Genomic DNA, 3796 nt, shown 5'->3' on the forward strand with positions numbered 1-3796 from the left:
TTGACTCGATCCTTGACGAATGCCTCGGAGCAGGTGTCCCAGCCATCAGTCTGGAATGGCATTATCGCAGTCGTCACGAAAGCCTGATCGCTTTTTCAAATCAGGCTTATTACGGAGGCGATCTGGTCACCTTTCCGTCACCGGTCACTGCGGATCAGGCCGTCTCGTTCCGCTTTGTCCCGAAAGGGATTTACGAACCCGGCAAAAATGGATCGCACACCAATCCTGCGGAGGCGCGGATGGTGATCGCCGAGGCTGTCCGGATCATGCGCGATGGTACCGACCGCTCGGTTGGTATCGTCACGTTCAACGGAGAGCAGCAGAAACTGATTGTCGATCTTCTGGATGCTGAGGTCCGCAAAGACCCTGCGCTTGAAAGATTCACGGGCGAGCAGGCTCATGAAGCGGTGCTTGTAAAAAATCTGGAAAACGTGCAGGGGGAAGAGCGCGATGTCATGCTGTTCTCGCTCACTTACGGGCCTGACATCGCAGGCAAAATCTCCATGAATTTTGGCCCCCTGAACCGTGACGGCGGGGAACGTCGTCTCAATGTGGCGATCACCCGTGCTCGTGAACAGTTAATCGTGTTTGGTTCGCTGCGGGGGGATCAGATTGCGATAGAACGAACACGCGCCGCCGGTGTTAGGGATTTGCGCCGCTTCCTGTTGTTCGCTGAACGAGGCCCAATGGCTCTGGCCGGCGCGCATGAAGGATCTGTCGGAGGGTATGACAGCCTCTTCGAAGTCGAAGTTGCGACGATGCTTCAGACAAAAGGATGGGAGGTCACGACACAGGTCGGTGTTTCCGGATTCCGCGTGGATCTTGGCGTCATTGATCCCGATTTACCCAGCACGTTCCTTGCAGGCGTCGAATGCGATGGCGCCACATATCACCGGAGCGCAACGGCGCGCGACCGAGATCGCCTGAGACAGGCTGTTCTTGAAAATCTCGGCTGGAATATTCTGCGCATCTGGTCCACGGACTGGTGGACGAATGCCCCTCGCGAGGTTGAACGGATTGATGCTGCTCTACAGAGCTTTCTGGAGATTGCCCGTCAGAAGCGCATTGATCAGGCAGAGCGGGATGCTGCAAAAGCTGAAGCACTGCTGAACGCGGCTGTGAATGAGCACGAAGAGGAACCTGTTGTTTCGACCGAAACCCCGAAGGTTGAATCTGTCGCTGAGGAGCCCGTCTCAGAGCCTTCACCTGAAGAGATCAGGCATTTAGAGCCCCTTTATGCAAAAGCACCCGAACATATTCCGTCAGATGACACCACCAGTTCGGATGTCGAGGCCGATCCATCCAGATTGTCTCAGGACGATTATTTGCCGACATTGGCGCGCCTTGTCGTTCGCACAATCGATCAGGCAAAGGTCATTCGGGAAGATATTCTTATTCAAACCATGTCACGGGCACACGGTTTTAGTCGCGTCGGGCGTGAGATTCGTGAACGCGTCCAACGCGCTATTCCCTCATCAATGGCGCGCACCGAAGAAGATGTTGGCACTTTTCTGTGGTCGGATCGACAGCCTGTCGTTCCACGACTGCCCCTGACATCATTAACGGCTGAGAAATCCTTGGACCCGGCGCTGGTCCCTCTTCCGGCCCTCGTAGACCTCGCCTGCCGCGCTATCGCCATCGACTGCCCGGACGAGGATGCCATTGCAAGAATGCGCGATGCCTGCGGCATGAGCCGTATGGGACAGGCAACGCGCGCTCGCTTCGCCACGGCTCTAAATGAAGCGCGCCGTATGAAAGATGCACACGACACGCCCCATCTATAGAAAAGCACTGCTTGCTAACCTTCTTGACTTGGAAGGCTCTCAAAAGGTTGAAAGCCGTAACACCCGTTTCCTAGACCGTCTTCCGATCAGCTTTCTCAACCCGTGGTGTGACGGCAAACTTGCTCGTCCGATCAATGGCCACAAAGAGATACAGGTTGCCTTCGGCTGTCTGGGCCTCGGCAATATCGATGTAAAAAAAAGCCGATTGGATAACGTTTGAAGCGCTGCAGTTTGAGCTTGTCTCTCTGAATGTCCGGCAGACGTGAAATCCGGTGACGCTAAAAGCAGCGACACAGAGCCGGGCGTGTCAGATGGGGAATGCTGGCCTGCAGAGCGGTAAAGGCTGTCATCCAGCAGAAACAATGTATGGCGCCGAAACGCTACGATCATCGCTTCGTCCGTTTCGGAAAAAATAGTTGAGCGCGGATCTTTAGGATCTGTCTTCTAATCTTAGGCAGTCTGACGCTTTCGCCATTTTGCAACTGTTTTCGGGTTGATCCCGAACTCCTCGCTCAGTCCCGCGAGCGAAGCCTGCGATCGCTGTATTGCTGCTCGCATGGCTTGCGTGGTCGTGGTGCTGGCATGACGTATCTGTCTCATAAGGCTTCCTCACACTCACGTGAAAATACCACACCATCAAACCCCGGCACTAAACACAAAAAATCCCGTTGCTTGGTGGCGTCGGGATTTTTCTGAGAATGATAAGGGAGAGGAGAGAGGGTACTGTGGTGTTACCACACTGGCATCATGAGCCCGCCTGATGAGATTGCGGCGTATCCGTTATTGACGACATGTGGGTTGATGCAATGGACGGTTCCGTAGTCGTCGATGGCTGACTGTCTGGACCAATTTTGGACCAATCAGCATTTCACCTGACGACACAACGCGACACCGCGAGACACCATAAAGAACTGATAACATGTCATTTATTTAAAAATGCCATTGATATAAAAGAGTTTAATTCGCCCTCTCAAGGCGGCAACATGGGTTCGAATCCCCTATGGGACGCCAAATTTATTTCGCAGTGCTATCAAGCACTTACCACCAAGGTAAATCCTCCATCATAAAAATTAAGTAGGGATTTTGGACCAATCCTGGACCAATGAAGCTGGAGGGTTCGAAGAACCCCTGGCTGTGATTCCATTCCTTCTGTGGTGATTGGGGGGAATGGCTGATGAAGCAGTCCGGTTTCTTTGATGTTGAGGAACGTCTTACTCGACTGAGCGGGCTTGGTGATCAGCTCGAAGCGTTTTCTCGGGCCGTGGATTTTGAGGCGTTCCGCCCTGATCTAGAGAAGGCTCTGGCTTATTCAGATGGGAGCAAAGGTGGCCGTCCCCCGTTTGATCCGGTGCTGATGTTCAAGATCCTGGTGATCCAGACGCTGAACAATCTCTCTGATGAGCGGACGGAATACCTGATCAACGACCGGCTGTCCTTCATGCGCTTCCTTGGCCTACCGTTATCGGACCGAGTGCCCGACGCCAGAACGGTCTGGCTGTTTCGCGAGAGTCTGACCCAGGCTGGTGCGATTGAAAGACTGTTTGACCGGTTTGACGCGGCACTGCGGAACGCTGGCTATCTGCCGATGTCCGGCCAGATACTGGATGCCACACTCGCGGCGGCTCCCAAACAGCGCAATACCAACGGGGAGAAGACTGATCTCCTTGCAGGACGAATTCCTGAAGGCTGGCAGGACAAGCCAGCAAAACTGTCCCACAAGGACCGCCATGCGCGATGAACACTGAAGTTCACGAAGGCCAGACGGCAGGATGACGGAACGCTCCCGTCCACGGATCTCGCCATCCCGTTCTTCGGCTACAAATCCCATATTTCCATCGACCGGAAGTTTCGGCTGATCCGCAAATGGAAGACGACAGACACCGCAGCCAGTGATGGTGCGCGATTGAGAGAGGGCCTGCTGGATAAAACCATTACCGCCACAACCGTCTGGGCGGATTGAGGTGGTCCTGTCCGTTCGGACAGTTTTGCGGGCTTGATAAGCTATACCCGGT

The 3796-nt window shown here is 54.3% G+C and carries 1 protein-coding gene and 2 pseudogenes; 2 read left to right on the forward strand and 1 reads right to left on the reverse strand.

Annotation, left to right across the window (positions count from 1 at the left end; genetic code table 11):
- The coding region (locus tag ABF979_RS16540; protein WP_415560770.1) for an AAA domain-containing protein at window positions 1-1784 on the forward strand (1784 nt) is incomplete at its 5' end.
- A gap of 79 nt (window positions 1785-1863) precedes the next feature.
- Here ABF979_RS16540 and ABF979_RS16545 read toward each other — a convergent pair.
- Window positions 1864-2384: pseudogene (locus tag ABF979_RS16545) on the reverse strand (IS481 family transposase); the annotation flags it as partial.
- A 571-nt stretch (window positions 2385-2955) separates the two neighbouring features.
- On the opposite strand from ABF979_RS16545, the pseudogene ABF979_RS16550 reads away from it, so the two are divergent.
- A pseudogene (locus ABF979_RS16550) lies at window positions 2956-3741 on the forward strand (transposase); the annotation flags it as partial.
- Between the last annotated feature and the right edge of the window lie 55 nt (window positions 3742-3796).

The organism is Gluconobacter sp. (genome assembly GCF_047723935.1).
In the GTDB taxonomy this organism is placed as follows: domain Bacteria; phylum Pseudomonadota; class Alphaproteobacteria; order Acetobacterales; family Acetobacteraceae; genus Gluconobacter.